Source organism: Petrotoga halophila DSM 16923 (genome assembly GCF_002924615.1).
In genome coordinates this window covers 1-1,016 of sequence record NZ_JALY01000142.1, presented here as the reverse complement: position 1 = coordinate 1,016, position 1,016 = coordinate 1, and the positions used below count along the sequence as shown (strand labels likewise).

Genomic DNA, 1,016 nt, shown 5'->3' with positions numbered 1-1,016 from the left:
AATTCATTCCATATATTCCCGCTATAAAAGTTAGTGGGATGAAAATAGTTGATATTATGGTGAGTATTCTCATTATTTCGTTCAAACGGTTGCTTACTATCGACAAATAAATCTCTGTCAAGTTATTTAGATTCTCCCTCAATAAATCGATAGATTCGTTTATCCTTATGGTATGATCGTAAAGATCGATAAAGTATACCTGATTACTCTCATTCACAAACCCTTTTTCTTTTTTTTGTATTTGAAAGAGGATGTCTTTTAAAGGGGATACAAATCTTCGGAACCTTAATATTTCCTGCTTAATTTTCTTTATTTTTATAAAATGCTCTTCTTCTATTTCTTCGGTGATTTTTTCATCTATTTCTTCCGTGTGTGAAATATAGTTATTTAGCTTTGAGAAGTAACTATCAACCACGATATCTATTAAAGAGAAAGTTAAATATCCTACATCTTTGTTCCTGATTTCTCCTGCGTCCGTCTTGAGTTGTGTTTTTAACAAATTTGTGGCAAAATTCTTTTCTTCTGAGAAACTAATCACTATGTTTTCTTTTATGATTATACTGAGTTGTCTGAATTCTAGCTTTTCATTTGAATCGGAGATTATTTTTATGACTAAAAATGTATAAGAATCATAGAACTCAACCTTAGTTCTTTGATTGACATTAATTATATCCTCTAACGTTAACTTGTGGATGCCGAAGATTTCCCCAATAGCTTTTAATTTATTTGAGTCAGAGACGTTTTCAAAGTCGATCCAATGAATTTTGTTTTTATCTAGGGTTTTTATAAGGTCAAAACCGACATTTTCAAATATGTCATAAGAGTGTTGATCATAAGAAAAAACGTTGATAATTGCGTTAATTGGCTCTAATTTTCCTGTGTAAATAAGCTCCCCAGGAGGTTTCCCTACTTTGCTTAAATTTTTTTGTTTACCTGAATTCATAATTATCTTCCTCTTTCGAAAGTTGTGAGATCAATCTCTCTTCAAACTGTGGGTCGTATTCAAAAATTATGGG

Annotated in this window: 1 protein-coding gene; it reads right to left on the bottom strand. The window is 31.0% G+C overall.

Annotated features, from left to right (window positions below; translation table 11 throughout):
• A partial coding sequence (corA, locus tag AA81_RS07190) for a magnesium/cobalt transporter CorA (protein ID WP_103898669.1) occupies window positions 1-943 on the bottom strand: 943 nt, incomplete at its 3' end.
• Window positions 944-1,016 lie beyond the last annotated feature (73 nt).